The organism is Endozoicomonas sp. ISHI1 (genome assembly GCF_024606225.1).
GTDB lineage: Bacteria > Pseudomonadota > Gammaproteobacteria > Pseudomonadales > Endozoicomonadaceae > Endozoicomonas_A.
The window spans coordinates 1-17748 of record NZ_JAGRPU010000029.1 but is presented as its reverse complement, the minus strand read 5'-3'; the positions used below and the strand labels follow the sequence as shown (position 1 = coordinate 17748).

General features: G+C 48.8%; 9 protein-coding genes. 7 read left to right on the top strand and 2 right to left on the bottom strand.

Features of this window, described 5'->3' with window-relative positions:
• Positions 1-87: 87 nt before the first annotated feature.
• Complete coding sequence (locus KBW69_RS17085) at positions 88-2430, bottom strand: RING finger domain-containing protein (RefSeq protein WP_257281637.1); 2343 nt, start codon at positions 2428-2430, stop codon at positions 88-90.
• 581 nt (positions 2431-3011) lie between these two features.
• Here KBW69_RS17085 and KBW69_RS17080 point away from each other — a divergent pair.
• The 4 genes from KBW69_RS17080 to phoU all read left to right on the top strand — a co-directional run bounded on the left by KBW69_RS17080 (position 3012) and on the right by phoU (position 8727).
• Complete coding sequence (locus KBW69_RS17080; protein ID WP_257281636.1) at positions 3012-5285, top strand: ABC transporter permease subunit; 2274 nt, start codon at positions 3012-3014, stop codon at positions 5283-5285.
• Between the two features lie 15 nt (positions 5286-5300).
• Complete coding sequence (pstA, locus tag KBW69_RS17075; RefSeq protein ID WP_257254951.1) at positions 5301-6965, top strand: phosphate ABC transporter permease PstA; 1665 nt, start codon at positions 5301-5303, stop codon at positions 6963-6965.
• 91 nt (positions 6966-7056) lie between these two features.
• A complete protein-coding gene (gene pstB / locus KBW69_RS17070; RefSeq protein WP_257254952.1) occupies positions 7057-7953 on the top strand; it encodes a phosphate ABC transporter ATP-binding protein PstB in 897 nt (298 codons plus the stop codon).
• Between the two features lie 48 nt (positions 7954-8001).
• Entirely contained in the window at positions 8002-8727 is a 726-nt protein-coding gene (gene phoU / locus KBW69_RS17065; protein WP_257254953.1) for a phosphate signaling complex protein PhoU, read from the top strand.
• 67 nt (positions 8728-8794) lie between these two features.
• Here the strand turns inward: phoU and KBW69_RS17060 are convergent, their stop codons facing one another.
• A complete protein-coding gene (locus tag KBW69_RS17060; RefSeq protein ID WP_257281635.1) occupies positions 8795-9613 on the bottom strand; it encodes a hypothetical protein in 819 nt (272 codons plus the stop codon).
• 202 nt (positions 9614-9815) lie between these two features.
• On the opposite strand from KBW69_RS17060, the gene KBW69_RS17055 reads away from it, so the two are divergent.
• The 3 genes from KBW69_RS17055 to KBW69_RS17045 all read left to right on the top strand — a co-directional run.
• The gene (locus tag KBW69_RS17055) at positions 9816-11993 is read left to right on the top strand and encodes a type I secretion system permease/ATPase (RefSeq protein WP_257281634.1); all 2178 of its coding nucleotides are present in this window, start codon (positions 9816-9818) and stop codon (positions 11991-11993) included.
• A gap of 56 nt (positions 11994-12049) precedes the next feature.
• A complete protein-coding gene (locus tag KBW69_RS17050; RefSeq protein WP_257253684.1) occupies positions 12050-13588 on the top strand; it encodes an HlyD family type I secretion periplasmic adaptor subunit in 1539 nt (512 codons plus the stop codon).
• Between the two features lie 19 nt (positions 13589-13607).
• A partial coding sequence (locus KBW69_RS17045; protein ID WP_257281633.1) for a retention module-containing protein occupies positions 13608-17748 on the top strand: 4141 nt, incomplete at its 3' end.

Sequence of the window (17748 nt, the reverse complement as noted above, 5' to 3'; positions counted from 1 at the left end):
AATTGCTTTGTTTTTCCCGCAAATAGAGAGTGAACAGGCCAAGCAAGCATTGGAGCAAAGAGGTATCCATGAAAAAGCAGTCTGGAATCAATTACCTGACGACTTGCTCTTATATTGATCAACTAATGGCCTGAGTGCCCGTGCCCGCCGGGCAACGGTCCTATCATTACTACCTTCTGCATTGCTCAACCTCACATAGACATTATTATCATCTTCAGGCCAGCAGGTCCTTCTTCCTATCTGCATTTGTGACACCAGATCCTGCACGGAGCACAAATTAACGGCTGGCTCAAGCGCCCGTGCTTGCTCGGCTATGACCGGATCATCGCACCCTTGTGCACTTCTCAACCTTGTATAGATGTAACTGTCCTTATCAGGCCAGAACTTTTTCCCCGCCTGCACTAGTGACACAAAATGCCGCACAGAGTAAAAATTAATTAATGGCTCAAGTGCCTCGGCCTGCTGAGCTATGGCCGGATCATTGCTACCTTTTGCAATACCCAACCTTTTATGGATATACCTGTCATCATCAGGCCATCTCTCTCTCCTTGCCTGTATCTGTGCCACCTGATACTGCGCAGCGTACAAATTAGCTAATGGATAAATGGCCTGTGCCTGCTCAGCAATAGCCGGATCAGCGCTATCTACCAAGCTTCTCAACGATCCCAGATGGACATAACTTTCATCTCCGGGCCAGCTCCTTCTCCCTGCCTGCACTTCTGAAACCAGATGCTTGGCAGAGTACAATTTCGCCAATGGATAAAGTGCCCTTGCCCGCCCAGCAGTAGGTATACTATCGGGATTTAATACCCTCCATGCCTCAATAGTGGTTGCATCAGTACCAAGTATCGCAATATTCAGCATTACGAAAACACTATGGTCATCTTCAGGCCAGACCCCTGTTCCAGCCTGCATTTGTGACACCAGATGCTGCACGAAGTGCAAACAGATTGTCGGCTTAAGTGCCCGTGACTGCTCAACAATGGCCGGATCATTGCTACCTTGTGCCGTTCTCAATCTTAGAGCGATAACACGGTCATCGTCAGGCCAGGGCTTTCTCCCTGCCTCAATGTGTGACATCAGATGATGCAAGGAGTACAAACTAACTGACGGCAAAAGTGCCCGCGCCTGCTCAGCAATGTCCGGATCATTGACACCTTCTGCCATTCTCAATTCTAAAAAGATATGCCCATCATTTTCAGGCCAGGTTGCTCTCCCTGCCTGCACTTGCGACACCAGATGCCGCACAGAGTAAAAATTAACTAATGGCCAAAGTGCCTGTATCTGCTCAGCAATGTCCGGATCATTGCTGCCTCCTGCACGAATCAACCTTTCATAGACATGCCTGTCATTTTCAGGCCAGGTCCCTCTACCTAACAGCATGTCCTTCAGAAGGTGAGTCACCTCTTGCATTTCTTTCAGGGCCTCTTTCAGGATCTCTTTCCGGATCAGAAAGCGACTCAGAGCACTCAGATCATGCCGACAGATTGGGCAGTAAGGATTTATTTGCCCATTAGCTTCTGTTGTTAGCCGCGGTCTCATGCAGTCCATATGGAACAGATGCATACATGATGTTTTCACCACGTCGTCAGATTGTTCAAAATTAAGCAGGCATACGCTGCAAGTTTTTCCAGCATATTCAACCTCCTGCGCTTCTTCAAAGTCATTCGAATCAGATTGAGGCAGCATAAATACGGGATACAACATAACTGTTTCTGACTGATGCACCTGCCCAAAACCCGGCAAACCTTTCCCTGATAGTTGAGCAAGTAGTTCCGAGGCATCCAGCGGTACCTGGCTGAATAAAGACTTATTGAATGCCTTCTTCTGGGAAATCCCTGTTAAAGCCGCAGATAAATCTGTGTCGCTGACGAATTGTCGGGATGCATTGGAAGTGGTGAGATATCCATTATGAAACCACTGTTTTGCCCGCTGGCTGATCCCGGCCAGAGCCAACAGGTAGTCAAACTGCCAGTCGGGCATATTAAGCAATCCCTTGCCAGGAATGCCGGGTATAAATGGAGGAGGTGTTGGTGGGTCGGGTGGAAATCCACTTCCTGATAATCGCAAGGCGCGTTCAGGTGCTGATGAGGGCGATTCTGGCAGTGCGGAGCTCGTGCTATTTTTCTCTCTTTTCTCATAAAAATTATCTGAAGACATCAGCCACTGCCACAAAGATGACAGGAGGGAGCCAAGCTGCTGGACAAATGAACCCGTGCCATCATCAATTGACCAGACCGGTGAGGATATATAGAACCATTGCGTTCCTGCCTGCGCTGCTTCATAGCTATCTGTAACCCCATCACCCTCGCCATTGGCGGTTCCATCTGCCTGCAATTCGGGGTCGATACACAAGAAGTTTCCTTCTTCCATTGAGGGAATGTCGAGATCGCCATTCAGGAAATAACAGCTACATGAACCTTCAGCCATTGGCACCCTGCCAATATAATAAGCGTTGGTGACGAACAGGGTTTCTTCAAGCGAGGGCAGAGAGCCTTCAGGAAAAAAGCAGACAAATTCGGGTACCAGACATCCCTCTTGATCATATGTCCCACTTGCAACGATGAGCGTACGTCCCCGAGAGTTGGCAGCAGCAAGTCCACTGATGGCCGTAGAGAGCAAGAGTGTACATACGAAGGAAAACAGTTTTAAGTTGCACACAAATTTTCGCTTTTCTTCAGTCGGAGCCTCAGTGTAGCTCATAGTACGTGGGCGCTTGCTCAAAAGTTAGCAATCCCATCAGCACTCACTGCGCAGCTCGCCTTCTTTCAGGAAAAACCAAAAAGCAAAGACCAGTAAAAGTGGATGTACTATAAGTATCGAAATAGAGTGTAAGTTGGCTGCAGCGCTTTTCAGACAGTTCATTCGGTCACGACTGTTTATCGACACTGACGGGGATACCGTTTTGAGATACTGAGAGCTGCAGTTTGGCTCTCATTTTTTTCAATTTTGTCATATTTCTGTAACACAGACCTTTTAAGGTACGCTCAATAATCTCTGCGACCAGTGCCATGTATCAACCAACAATAGAAGACAGCCCTGGTGTCGATTACAACACCCCGGCTCATAAACGTCATCAGTCACTTCGCTTTTTCAAAGATTACCTGACCCGCTGGGGTGTAGCGGTAGGTGGTCTTGGTGTTATTGCCGCCATCCTTCTGATCTTTATCTACCTCCTTTATGAAGTAGCGCCCTTGTTCAAAAGTGCAGAAATTGAACCCACCAGTACCTGGACACAGACGATTGCCGGGGAGCAGCGCCCGCTCTATCAGAGCATGGAAGAACAGGCTGAACTGGCGTTCTCCATCACTGCCGACGGGGCCCTGACTTTTGCATCCACCCAAACCGGAGAGCAGAAATATCGCTATTCCCTGCCCCTTCCTGCCGGAACCTCAGTTACCACAATTACAAGTGCACCATCCGACAACAACCTGCTGGCAGCCGGTCTCAGCAACGGTCAGGTCATTATTTTCAAGCATGCTTACCAAATTACCTGGCCTGATGACAAGCGTTTGATCACACCCAAGGTCACCTACCCATACGGTGAAGAAGCGATTGATCTGGTAGCGGCTAACCAGGCTGTTTCACACCTGAGTATCAGTGACAGTGAAACTCAACTGTTGCTCACCGGTTATGGTGACAAGCGCCTCTATATGACCGCTTTTACCAAGGAAGAAGACTTCCTGACGGAAGAAGTCACGCTGGAAGAAGAAACGATCATCCTGCCTGCAGTGAATGGGTCTATTCACGATGTCCTCATTGCTCCGGATCAGCATTGGCTTTTCGTTCAGTCTGGTGCCGACGGCCTGACATTGATCGATATCAGCAACATTAATGAGCCTCACGTCGTTTCAGAAACTGATCTGACTACCGACTCCGCCAGAGTAACGACCATGACGTTCCTGCTGGGTGGAGTTTCTCTGCTGATAGGCGATGAAACTGGCATGGTCAGCCAGTGGTTCATGGTCAGAGACGAACAAAACCAGTGGCACTTGCAAAGAGTTCGTGAGTTCGAGCTGGCCGGTGAACCTATTACACAGATAGTGCCTGAGCATCGCCGAAAGGGGTTTCTGGCAGCGGATGATAAGGGCAATGTTGGCATTTTTTACACCACAGCCAACAGAACCCTGTTGACTGAGAAGTTGACCAACGGCCCTGTTGAGCAACTGGTTATTGCCCCCCGAAGCAACTATATGCTGGTGAGTAGCAATGGCTCTACCGAATTCTGGCATGTTGACAATGAGCATCCGGAAGTATCCATGTCGGCTCTCTGGGGTAAAGTCTGGTATGAAGGCTATGAGAAGCCAGAATACATCTGGCAGTCATCCGCATCGAATAATGACTTTGAGCCAAAGCTGAGCCTGACCCCTTTGGCCTTCGGCACTCTCAAGGCCGCCTTTTACGCCATGTTACTGGCCACACCTCTGGCAATAGCCGGAGCCGTCTATACGGCTTATTTCATGGCACCTGCCATGCGCCGTAAAGTAAAGCCTGTGATTGAATTGATGGAAGCGCTGCCCACGGTCATTCTGGGTTTTCTGGCCGGTCTCTGGCTGGCGCCCCTGATCGAAAACAGTCTGGCGGGAATATTTGCGCTCTTGCTGATTGTTCCGATAGGCATTTTGCTCTTTGCTTTTGCCTGGGACTCGATGCCCGGTCGAATTCGTCACGCTATTCCGGAAGGTTGGCAAGCGGCCTTGCTGATCCCTGTTGTGCTGATCAGTGGTGCCATTGCCATGAATCTTAATGGAACCATTGAAGCCGCCCTCTTTAATGGCGACCTGAGAACCTGGCTGACGTCTGAGCTGGATATTCCTTACGATCAACGTAATGCTCTGGTCGTAGGACTGGCTATGGGGTTTGCAGTGATTCCCACCATCTTCTCTATCGCAGAGGATGCCATTTTCAGCGTTCCCAAACATCTGAGCTATGGATCTCTGGCACTGGGTGCGACGCCCTGGCAGACATTGGTGCGTGTTGTATTGTTGACCGCCAGCCCGGGCATATTCTCTGCCGTGATGATTGGTATGGGCCGTGCCGTGGGCGAAACGATGATTGTACTGATGGCTACCGGCAATACGCCAATCATGGACGCCAATATCTTTGAGGGCATGAGAACCCTGGCTGCCAATATTGCTGTAGAAATGCCGGAATCTGAAGTGGGCAGCAGCCACTATCGAATTTTGTTCCTTGCTGCACTGGTGCTCTTCCTCTTCACCTTTGTGGTTAATACTGCTGCTGAGATGGTTCGTCATCGACTGCGCAAGAAGTACAGTTCGCTTTAAGGAAGGAGCCGGAACATGAGCAATAAAATAAGCAAGTGGTATCAAACGGGTTCCCCCTGGGTCTGGCTGAATGCCGGAGCGGTCGCCATCAGTGTCATTCTTGTTGTCGGTCTTCTGGGTCTGATTGCAATCCGCGGTCTCGGTCACTTCTGGCCTGGACAAATTCTGGTGGCAGACTACGCCCCTCCCGGTCAGGAATCCCGGTTGATCGCTGGAGAAATAGCAGACACGGAAACCGTTTCTGCAACCCGTATTGAAGCGGCGGGTCTCCCGGTTCCGGAGGGCGTGGAAACACTGACTCGTGATTTGCTGAAAGTCGGTAACAGAGATGTCTCAGGCTCAGACTTTGCCTGGGTGATTGATCGTTGGCTAGAGAATCGCCGTTATCCTGAAAATATCGTTGCCCTGGAACGCCGTGAGTGGGGTAATTTCTACGGTTATCTAAACAGCATAAAACAGGACGGCAACGTCGTTGTAGAAGGCGATGCGGCTTGGCCAGAGTTCCAGAAGAGGCTGAATAGAGCTCTATCTATCTACAATGAAATCTACGCCATTGAAAAGCACGAAATAGGCTCCGTTAACGCTAAACTGGAACGCCTCCGTCTTGAACAGCGAGCCCTCGAACTCGATGGTACAGCCACCCCTCAAGCGCTTGCGGATATCGAAGCGCAACGGAAGGTCTATCAAGCTGAGTATAAGGTGATGGAAGCCAGACTGGGTGATTTGTATGTCGCTTTCAACCGTGACAGTCTGGTGGCTACAACCGTTGATGGTATAGAGATTGAGCAATCTTTTGGCAAAATCGTTCGGGCCTATAAACCTAATGCCATGACCCTGAGCCAGAAAATGCTTTTTTATCTCGACAAGGTCGGCGAATTTATCACTGACGACCCCAGAGAGGCGAACACAGAAGGAGGCGTTTTCCCAGCCATTTTCGGTACTGTCATGATGGTGATTCTAATGTCGATCATCGTGACTCCCTTTGGTGTAATAGCGGCTGTCTACCTCCGGGAATATGCTAATCAGGGCTGGCTGACACGAACCATTCGCGTAGCCGTAAATAATCTGGCCGGTGTCCCTTCCATTGTCTACGGTGTATTTGGCCTCGGTTTCTTCATCTACTTTGCCGGTAGCCAAATTGATCAGGTGTTCTTTCAGGAAGCTTTGCCAGCACCGACCTTTGGTACTCCCGGGTTACTCTGGGCATCAATTACTCTGGCCTTATTAACATTACCCGTTGTCATTGTTGCCACAGAAGAGGGGCTTTCACGCATTCCAAGCTCGGTCCGTGAGGGCAGTCTGGCACTGGGGGCGACCAAAGCAGAAACACTTTGGCGTGTCGTTCTGCCTATGGCCAGTCCTGCCATGATGACAGGGTTGATTCTTGCTGTTGCCCGTGCGGCTGGTGAGGTTGCGCCCCTGATGCTGGTGGGTGTGGTTAAGCTGGCTCCCAGTTTACCTCTGGATAGTAATTATCCATTCCTGCATCTGGATCAGAAATTCATGCACCTGGGCTTCCACATATACGATGTCGGCTTCCAGAGTCCTAATGTAGAAGCGGCCAGACCACTGGTTTACGCCACAGCTCTTCTTCTGGTTATTGTCATTGCGGTTCTTAACCTTTCAGCAGTGGCTATTCGCAACCATTTGCGTGAAAAATACAAGAGCCTGGAAGCATGAGACTGATTCGCTACAAAAAAACAGCCTTGAGCTATAAAAAAGTTTCCCTGAGTGTGCCAGGAAGGTTTAATTACGTATTAAAGGTAACATCATGCTGGATGAGGCACTGGATTTGAATACACCCACCCGGACAGAGAACAAACAGAGCAGAGTCACTCCTGAGACCAGCTCAACACCGGCGTTTAACCTCGAGAGTCTGGGACGCAGCCGTCGTAAGCTCAGTCTGGAACAGGAAGAAAAATGTCTGGATATCAGGAATTTGAACCTGTTTTATGGTGAGAAGCAGGCTCTGCACGATATCTCCCTGACCATCCCGAAACGCAGGGTCACTGCTTTCATTGGTCCATCAGGCTGTGGTAAATCGACTCTGTTGCGAAGTATGAACAGAATGAACGATCTGGTTGAAGGCTGCCGCATCGAAGGTGCCATTCAGCTGGATGACCAGAATATTTATCAGCAGGGTGTCAATGTCGCGGATTTACGCCGCCGCGTTGGCATGGTATTCCAGAAGCCAAACCCCTTCCCGAAGAGTGTCTATGAAAATGTCGCCTACGGTCTGCGCATTCAGGGCATCAACAAAAAGCGTATTCTGGATGAAGTCGTTGAATGGGCTTTACGCAGTGCGGCACTTTGGGACGAGGTTAAGGATCGCCTGCATGAAAGCGCCCTGGGCATGTCGGGTGGGCAGCAACAGCGTCTGGTTATTGCCCGCACAATTGCGGTAGAGCCAGAAGTTCTTCTGCTGGACGAACCGGCTTCAGCCCTGGATCCTATTTCAACGTTAAAAATCGAAGAACTGATTAACAAGCTCAAGTCCAGGTTCACCATCGCTATCGTTACCCACAATATGCAACAGGCAGCTCGTGTCTCAGACTACACAGCATTTATGTATATGGGTAAGCTCATTGAATTCGATGATACGGATACGCTGTTCACAAACCCGCAACAGAAACAAACTGAAGACTATATAACCGGCCGTTACGGCTAAATGCCATAGCTTAAGAATGCCATTGCCAAGAAAGCACCTGGAAAACTCATGGATACCAAAAGCGAACTTCTTAGCCATCATATTTCCCAGCAATTCAATCATGAACTGGAGGAGCTGCGAAATAATCTCCTGTCCATGGGTGGGCAGGTTGAAAAGCAGGTATCCGATGCGATCAATGCCCTGATCAATGCTGACAGTGAAGGGGCGATAGTGGTCTGCGAGAAAGACACAGACATTAACTATATGGAACTGGCTATCGATGAAGAGTGTTCCCGCATTCTGGCCAGACGCCAGCCAGCGGCCAGCGACCTCCGTCTGGTTATTTCCTGCTCCAAGGCCGCAACCGACCTGGAAAGGATTGGTGACGAGGCAGCAAAAATTGCTCGCTTTGCTATCAGCCTCAGTGAACAGGGAGAAGCGCCCAAAGGTTATATCGAGACCCGTCACATTGGTAACCATGTACGACAGATGGTTCAGGATGCACTCAATGCTTTTGCCCGTTTTGATGCTGATCTTGCTCTGGCAGTTGCCAAAGAAGATAAAACGGTCGATCGGGAATACAAGAGTGCAACGCGGGAACTGGTCACCTACATGATGGAAGATCCAAGATCCATCACCCGGGTTCTGAACATCATGTGGGTATTGAGATCACTGGAGCGGATTGGCGATCATGCCCGTAACCTGGCGGAATACGTTATCTATTTGGTCAAAGGGACGGATGTACGTCACATTGGTATTAAAAGAATCCAGGAAGAAGTCTTCGATAAGACCTGATCACTAAACTTCATTAGATCGCATTCAATAAAAACCCGAGGCGTACAGGACTCGGGTCTTTTGTACATCAGTTTTCCAGGCGAAGTCTGTTGAAAATGGCCTGCCCCAGAGGAATAAGATCTTTGTCTTTATCAGACACTTGATTAATTTTGTCTTGTAATGAATCTTTGTCATCGGGAAGCAGTCTGTCCGTCATATCGTAGTAGAGCATCAAAGTATTATGCAAAAAGTTAATACCGTTTATGCCCAAACAATTGATCGCAAAAGTTTTGAATTCAGCACCATCTTCTGCTTTATCAGAAACTTCAATGACATTCAGTTGTTCAGAGGCACGCACAAACTTATATAAAAAACCTGCCTCATTTAAGAGCCCCTTTAATTTGTCATGATTTTCTTCTAAAACACCAACCTCATCAAAAAGATCACGTAATGCCTGACACACAGCTTCCGGGTTGGGCAGACGGTCTTTAGCAATGGACAAAGCCTTAAAAACACTAGACTCCAGTTGAAAGAGGATATCTATTAACTCGCTGGCCAATGCTTTAGCCTCGTCAGAAGAAAAATCTTCGATACCAGCGCCTTTATCAACCAGTTTTTCCAGAAAGTCTTTCATCGACGATCTTGCTCTTTGCTCATAATGTTCAAGACGCCAGTTATGAAGTCTGGTGGCCACTTTCCATGGAGCCGCTTTCCGTTTATGAATTGACTTGTTAAATGACAATTCGGTTTTGGATGGGCTACTGGCTTTATCTAAAACCGTCGTTAAAACTTCAAGAGCTTGAACCAGTTTGCCACAAAACTTCCCATATAATCTTTTACAATCATTTTTAAAACCGGAAGGGCTTAAATGATTCGCAGTAAAAGACTTGATTCCTTCAAGACTCAAAAAACACCTCCTTGTCAAAAGAACATCAGACTGAATTTCTTATGTCATTTAAAACAATCAAACGTCAGATATAAGACACTCTTCAATTGCTTTCTTATTAATTATTTAAGACTAATAAACTGCGCTAGTATTAATTTCAGATACCTTTTTACAGAATAAGCAGTACCTCTGTTCTTTTATTTTTATTTCAGTGGTAGGAACCATGAATTACAGTGCAGCTGCAGAAGATGCGAACGAAGAGTGGGGTATACCTGAGAGCGACCAAAAGGAGTTTGATCCTTTACTGGAATGCCTCAGTATTCTGACCAAGCATTATGGAAAGCCCTTTTCTCACGATTCTCTTCGAGCCGGATTACCCTTGGAAAACGGCAAATTGACTGCAGAGTTGTTTTCCCGTGCAGCAGAAAGAGCGGGCCTTGCGTCGAAAACTCACAAAAGAAAATTGAAAGACATTTCTCCTCTGGTGACGCCTACTGTCCTTTTTCTAAAAGGACGTAAAGCTTGCATTTTGATTGATATCGATCATGAAGAAGGAAAAGCCCGTGTAATTATTCCGGAAGCGGGAGAGGGTGTTAAAAGCATCGACCTCTCAGATCTGGAAGAGCACTATACCGGCTACACCATCTATGTCCGGGAAAAACACCGATATGATAAGCGAACTCCCACGACGCTGAATATTCGCTCCCGACATTGGTTCTGGGGCACAATTCTCGGCTCCTGGAGAATTTATCGAGATGTCCTGCTGGCCTCCCTGCTGATCAATATTTTTGTGGTGGCCAGCCCGCTGTTTGTCATGAATGTCTACGACAGAGTGGTGCCTAACCAGGCTTTTGATACCCTCTGGGTGCTGGCTGTGGGTGCCGTTATTATCTTCAGTTTTGACTTCGTTCTTAAAATGATTCGAAGTTATTTTATTGATCTTGCCGGGAAAAAGTCGGACATACTGCTTTCATCACGGGTTATGGAGCGGGTGTTGGGATTAAGCATGTCAGCCAAGCCTGCTTCGGTCGGTTCCTTTGCCAAAAGCCTTCAGGAATTCGAGAGCATCCGGGAGTTTATCACCTCATCGACGGTGATTGCCCTAGTGGATCTGCCTTTCACTCTGATCATACTGATGGTGATTTTCATTCTGGGTGGTCCATTGGCCTACGTTCCCGTGTTCTGCATGGCTCTAATAGCTGTGTACAGTTTTGCTATTCAGGAGCCTCTCAAGCGTTCCGTTGAGAAAACCCTGCGCTCTAACTCACAGAAAAACGCCACTTTGATTGAGAGTCTTTCAGGCATGGAGGCCCTGAAGATTGCCCAGGCAGAAAGCGAAATTCAATACAAGTGGGAAAAAGCAGTCGGCCACATAGCTACCTGGAGTATCAAAACCAAGTTATTGAGTTCCTCCGCATCGACGGTCAGTGCTTACGTTCAACAGATGTGTAACATTGCGCTGGTGTCGTACGGTGTTTTCCTGATTTCTGCGGGTGATATCAGTATGGGTGGTCTGATTGCAACCGTTATGTTGTCAGGTCGATGCCTGGCTCCCATGGCTCAGGTAGCCGGCCTTGCCACTCGCTACAATCAGGCTAAATCTGCTCTTGATGGACTTAACCAGATCATGGAGATGCCGGTAGAACGTCCGGCAGACCGTGACTATGTCAATCGTCCTGAACTCAATGGAAGTATTGAATTTGATGGTGTTAATTTCACATACCCGGGTCAGGAGATCCAGGCTCTGAGAAACATCAATTTGCACATCAATCCCGGTGAAAAAGTAGCCATCATCGGCCGCATCGGTTCTGGAAAAACCACGATAGAGAAACTGATTCTTGGCCTTTATGAGCCTGATGAAGGTGCCATCAGAGTCGATGGTATTGACCTGAGACAGATCAACCCTTCAGACCTTCGAAGCAGTATTGGTTGTGTCTCCCAGGACATCACCCTTTTTTATGGCAGCATCAAAGAAAACATCACCCTCGGCGCCAGTTTCGTTGACGACGCTGCCCTGCTGAAAGCGGCTGAAATATCTGGTGTTACCGAATTCGCCAACAAACATCCAAACGGTATGGATATGATTGTGGGCGAAAGGGGGCAAAACCTCTCAGGTGGGCAGCGACAGAGTATCGCCTTAGCAAGGGCACTTCTGATGAACCCACCCATTCTGGTTCTGGATGAACCCTCCAGCTCTATGGATAACACCACTGAGTTGCGCGTCAAAGAACAACTGAAAAAGCAATGCAAGGATAAAACCATTGTTCTGGTCACCCATAAGGCTTCCATGCTGGAGTTGGTTGACCGCCTGATTTTGGTGGATAACGGAAAGATTGTTGCGGACGGACCCAAGGATCAGGTTCACGCTGCCCTAAAGCAGGGCAAACTCAAAATCGAATAACCCTCATTCAGCAAAGAGCTGCCAATGACCTTGAACGGATTAAACAGGATCGTGCAATGAGCGAGTACAAGGACGATAAAAACGCTTCTGAAATACCAGAGAATCAGCCCCATGAGGCTTCAAATGCTCAATCAACGACTCCGCTTGAGGAGGCAGGGAATAAAGCCGGTTCTGATGATCAGGAAGCTCTGACCCAAGAAGCCATACTGGACGAGCCGGCAGAGCTGGACAGGCAGATTGATGAAGATGAAAGCCTGAAGAATACTTCTCCATTAGAAGACAATGTCAGCACCGAAGACCTGGAGTACATGTCGGATACCAGTGCAGCTATGTTAATGAAAGCCCCGAGAGGCGGCAGGTTGTTAATTTACACTATGCTGCTGGCTATTGGCTCAGCCATCACCTGGGCAAGTTTGGCACCATTGGATGAAATTACCCGTGGTATGGGTCAAGTTGTTCCCTCTTCTCATCTACAGGTCATTCAAAACTTTGAAGGCGGCATACTGGAAGAGCTTTTTGTCCATGAGGGCGAGCTGGTCAAGGAAGGACAGCCATTGCTGCAACTGGATGATACCCGCTTCAAATCCACTTTCAGGGAAGGCGCTGTTGAGTATTACAGTGAACTGGCCAAGGCCGCCAGACTCAAGGCTGAACTCTCCGGCAGCCCACTGAAGTTTCCTCCCGAATTGAGTAGCTACCAGGATTATGTTGACCGTGAGATCCAGATTTACCAGAGACGCGATGCCGGCCTCAAAGCCGAGCTTGATATTGTCAACAAGCAAGCCTCTCAAGCCAAGCACGAACTGGCCGCTTCCGAGTCACAGCTGGAATTTTTAACCACCAGTCTGGAGCTGGGAGAAGAGGAGCTGGAACTGACCAAACCTCTGGCTGATCAAGGCGTTGTTTCTCACGTAGAGATGATCCAGCTCAAGCAGAGAGTGAATGATCTGGCATCCGAGAAGAATATGACAGAACTGTCCATTCCCAAGCTGAACGACGCTTATCAGGAAGCTCTGGCACGTAAGCGAGAACTGACGATCAAATTCCGGGAAGAGGTGGTTCAGGAGCTGAAAGACGTTGAAGTCAAGCTGGATCAACTGTCTGAAACACAAACCAGTCTGGAAGATCAGGTCGTCAGGACACTGCTTCGCTCTCCGGTGGAAGGCATTGTCAAAAAAATCAATGTCAAAACCGTTGGCGGTGTTATACAGCCTGGCATGGATGTCATGGAAATTGTTCCTGTAGAGGAATCCCTGCTGGTTGAAGCTCAGATTGCCCCTAAAGATATAGGCTTTCTCAGGGAAGGTATGAAATCTGTCGTCAAACTGACGGCCTATGACTTTGCCGTCTACGGTGGGCTTGAAGGTGTGGTAGACCACATAAGTGCAGATACCATCAAGGATGAAAAAGGCGAAAGTTTTTACATCGTTCGCGTCAGAACCCATGAAAACCAGCTTGGCAACCCTGAAAAACCGCTGGAAATCATCCCGGGCATGAAGGCCAACATCGATATTATTACCGGGGAGAAAACCTTGATGGAATATCTCATGAAGCCGATTCTCAGGGCCAGACAAAATGCTCTGACTGAGCGATAACACTTCTCAGGAAGGGAATATGAATTCCAATTCTGATGGTTCCAGACCTGTCATCGGGCACGTTCAGGAAACGGATGGAGAGGTATTCGCCATCGCCCCTGATGGCAGCAAACGCATTCTTAAAGAAGGCGATCCACTCTATCTCAATGAGAAGGTAGTCTCTGAATCCAATAGCCCTGTCTCTATTCTTCTGGTTAACAGCGAAGTCATTCAACTAGAGGGGCAGTCTCAGCTTGTCATGCTGGAGAATATGCTTCAATCTGCACCACACTCTGATCTTCAGGAGTCATCAGAAGTTGTAGAGATACTGGACGCTATTTCAGAACGGGCAGACCCTGTTGACGTTTCTGAACCCTCTTCAGCAGGAGAAAGTCATCGTTTCTCTCAAGATCCCCCGGCCAGTGAAGATGACAGTTCCTCTCAAGATCCCATCCCCTCCAGTGGCCTTTCCGGTGAAGTCGTTGTACTGGAAAGAGATGCCACAAAATTAGAAGAGCAAAAAGAGACCGGGCCGTTGTCGGTGTCAGTAGAAGACATTGAAAGTTTACCTGAATACACTGAACCACTACTGACGCCTGAAACATACACCGAAGTATTAATCGTACCCCCTGTCGTCAATTACGCTCCCACTGCACAAAACATGGTGATGGGAAGCAGTGAGAGCGCTTCAGAGCTCGAAGGCAAATTGAATGCCTACGACAGCAATAGCGGACAAGCCCTGACCTTCAATCTGGTCACAACACCTGATTCAGGACAATTGATACTCAATGACGATGGCAGCTTTCGGTTCCTGCCCGGCAGTGACTTCGATTACCTTGCAGCAGGCGAACAATCTGTTGTCACGTTTATCTTTGAAGTCCTGGACAGCAGTGGCGCCCGTTCAAGGGCTTCTGTGGATATCATCGTCACAGGTGAAGACAACGATGAAGATGTCAACGATGCCCCGGACATTGCCGAACCGTTATCCGCGGAGATTGTCCAGAGTGATGGCGAAACAACCATCGACTTGCTCTCAAAGGCATTTGACAATGATCATTCCGACACCCTCTATGTGACTCAGTTACGATTGACTGAAGGCAATGAGGCAGGCGTCAGCATCGGTCTGGATGGCAGCAGCCTCAGTATTGACCCTGAAGTCTATAAATATTTGGCTGCTGGCGAAACAGAAACCCTGACCTACGAATACCTGGTAACGAATGCCAGGGGAGAGTCCGTTTTAGAATCTGTCACCATTACCCTCTCTGGCGACAATGATCAACCTGAGGTCAGTGAAGCTGTCATCCAGACGATTGATAAGGACAGCGGTGACGTTAATGTTGACCTGTTGGCAGGTGCATTTGACCTTGATTCAACAGACACTCTGAATGCAGTCTCTCTAAGGATAACCGCTGGCGATCCTTCAGGTATTACTATCGCTGATGATGGCAACAGTCTTGCTGTGGATGCTTCTGCTTATGAACATCTGGCTGCAGGTGAGTCTGAAGTCGTCGAGTACAGCTACGACATAGAGGATGGTCATGGTGGCGTTGTCAGCCAGAGTGCGTCTATTACCATTGAGGGCAGCAATGATAACCCGGAAGATATTGAAATCTCCGGAACCCATATTGATGAAAATCAGGATGGCGCGGTGGTAGGTACATTGTCCACCACCGACAAAGACCTTTCTGATACTCACACTTACACCGTCGATGACCATCGCTTTGAAGTGGTAGATGGCGATCTCAAACTGAAAGAGGGCATAGCCCTTGATCACGAAACCGATGAATCCGTTGATGTTGAGGTGACAACCAGCGATGTTGATGGTGCAACCTATTTAGAGAGCTTTACCATTGAAGTCAACGACATCAACGAAGCCCCCGTCTCCTTGGACAGCTCTACCACCATTACTGAAGACTCCCTCTATCGCTTCACCCTGAGCGACTTCCCCTTCAGTGACCGGGACAATGCTGACGCGCTGGAAGTAGTCGTTATTGAGACCATTCCAGTCATCGGATCACTGGAACTCAACGGCACTAAGGTATCTGAAGGCGACGCCATCAGTCGGGCTGACATTTCTGCGGGCTTGCTGACGTTCCTGTCTGAAGCCAATGAAAGTGGAAATAACTACACCCAATTTAACTTTCGGGTAAACGACGGTGAGCTTTCTTCTGATATCCAGACTTTCACGGTCAGCGTCACTCCAATAGACGATGCTCCTTTTGCAGGGAATGTTGACCTGGGATCAACCCTGGAAGACACCTCCTATGTCATCACTGCTGCTGATCTTTTGGCTTCAGCCAGTGACATTGATGGTGATAGCTTGAGCATTCAGTCGGTCACTCTGGCAGACCCTGCGACAGGTCATCTGGCAGACAATAATGACGGCACCTGGAGCTATACTCCCACGGCTCATTATTTCGGTGACGATGTCACTTTTAACTTCACAGTGTCAGATGGATCCTCAGGGGATGAAGCCAGTGCATCAGCCACTCTTGACGTCATTTCTGTCAATGATGCGGCTGTAGTCACAGCAGGAGGGACTCTCACTTACACAGAAAACGACGGCGATCAAGTAATAGAGGGTCATATCACGCTGACAGACATTGACTCTGTCACAATAGAGAGCGCCACGATCACGATCAGTAGCAATTTCGTGCCAGATGAAGACAGACTGGCGTTCAACGATCACAACGGGATTTCCGGAAGCTGGGATTTATCAACCGGCACCCTGACGCTCTCTGGTACCGCAACGGTCGCGGAGTACCAGGCAGCACTGAGAACAGTCACCTACTCAAACAGCTCCGAGTCACCCTCTACCGCTGATCGGATCGTCAGTTTCAGTGTTGATGACGGTCATGACAACAGTCATATAGCCACCAGTACCATCACGACAACTGCCGTTAATGATGCTCCGATTACGGCAGGCACCCTGGTGACGTCCGACGAAGATACGCCTTATATTTTCAGTACATCCGACTTCACTTTCTCTGACCCGGATGCCGGACAGACACTGCAAAGTATTAAAATCACTCAGTTGCCTCTGGCAGGTGCGTTGCTCTTTAACGGATCAGCTGTCACTGCGGGCATGGAAGTGACAAAAAATGAGCTGTTGGCAGGTCGTTTGAAATTTGAGCCTGCTCAAGATGAACATGGTAATCTGTACGCCTCATTCGAATTTCAGGTCAGTGATGGCCACCTCTTCTCATCTTCAGCGACTTTCGACTTCAGCATCACATCGGTCAACGATGATCCAACGGTTAGCACAGCCATTACGAAAAATTATGTCGAAGACTCGGCTTCAGTCAACATCGATCTGCTTGAGTCTGCTGCAGACGTTGACACGGGTGATAGTCTCTCCGTGACCCAGATCACCCTGTCATCCGGCGATGACTCTGGCATCACCATCAACGGAAACACCCTTACCGTTGACCCCGGTGCCTATGACTATCTTGCGAACGGAGTCACTGAAACCATTGTCTACAGCTATGACATAGAAGACGGCAATGGTGGCTCAGTTTCCCAGACAGCCACTCTGGTCATCACCGGTACAAACGACAACGCACAGATAACAGGTCTTGATACGGCAACCGTCACTGAAGACAGTCATGCCAGCACCCTGACAGTATCAGGCTCCCTCACCATCACTGATGCTGACCAGAGCGAAGCCTTCTTTCAAGCTGAAACCCTGACCGGCACCTATGGTTCTCTGACTATTGATGGCAGCGGTAACTGGAGTTATTCGGCGAGCAATAGCCAGTCAGTCATTCAGGCCTTGGGGGATGGTGACAGTCTGACCGAGACCCTGACGGTGAGGTCTCTGGATGGCACTACCCACAATATCGTTATTACCATTCACGGCACCAACGATGCAGCAGTCATCACTGGTACTGATACCGGCAGTGTTACCGAGGACGCTGGCAATACCCTGACCACCTCTGGCAGCTTGAGTGTCACCGATGTTGATGGCGGCGAAAATAGTTTCACCGCCGAGACGATCACCGGCACCTACGGTTCTCTGACTATTGATGGCAGCGGTAACTGGAGTTATTCGGCGAGCAATAGCCAGTCAGCCATTCAGGCCCTGGGGGATGGTGACAGCCTGACCGAGACCGTTACCGTCAGGTCTCTGGATGGCACTACCCACGATATCGTCATAACCATTAACGGCACCAACGATGCAG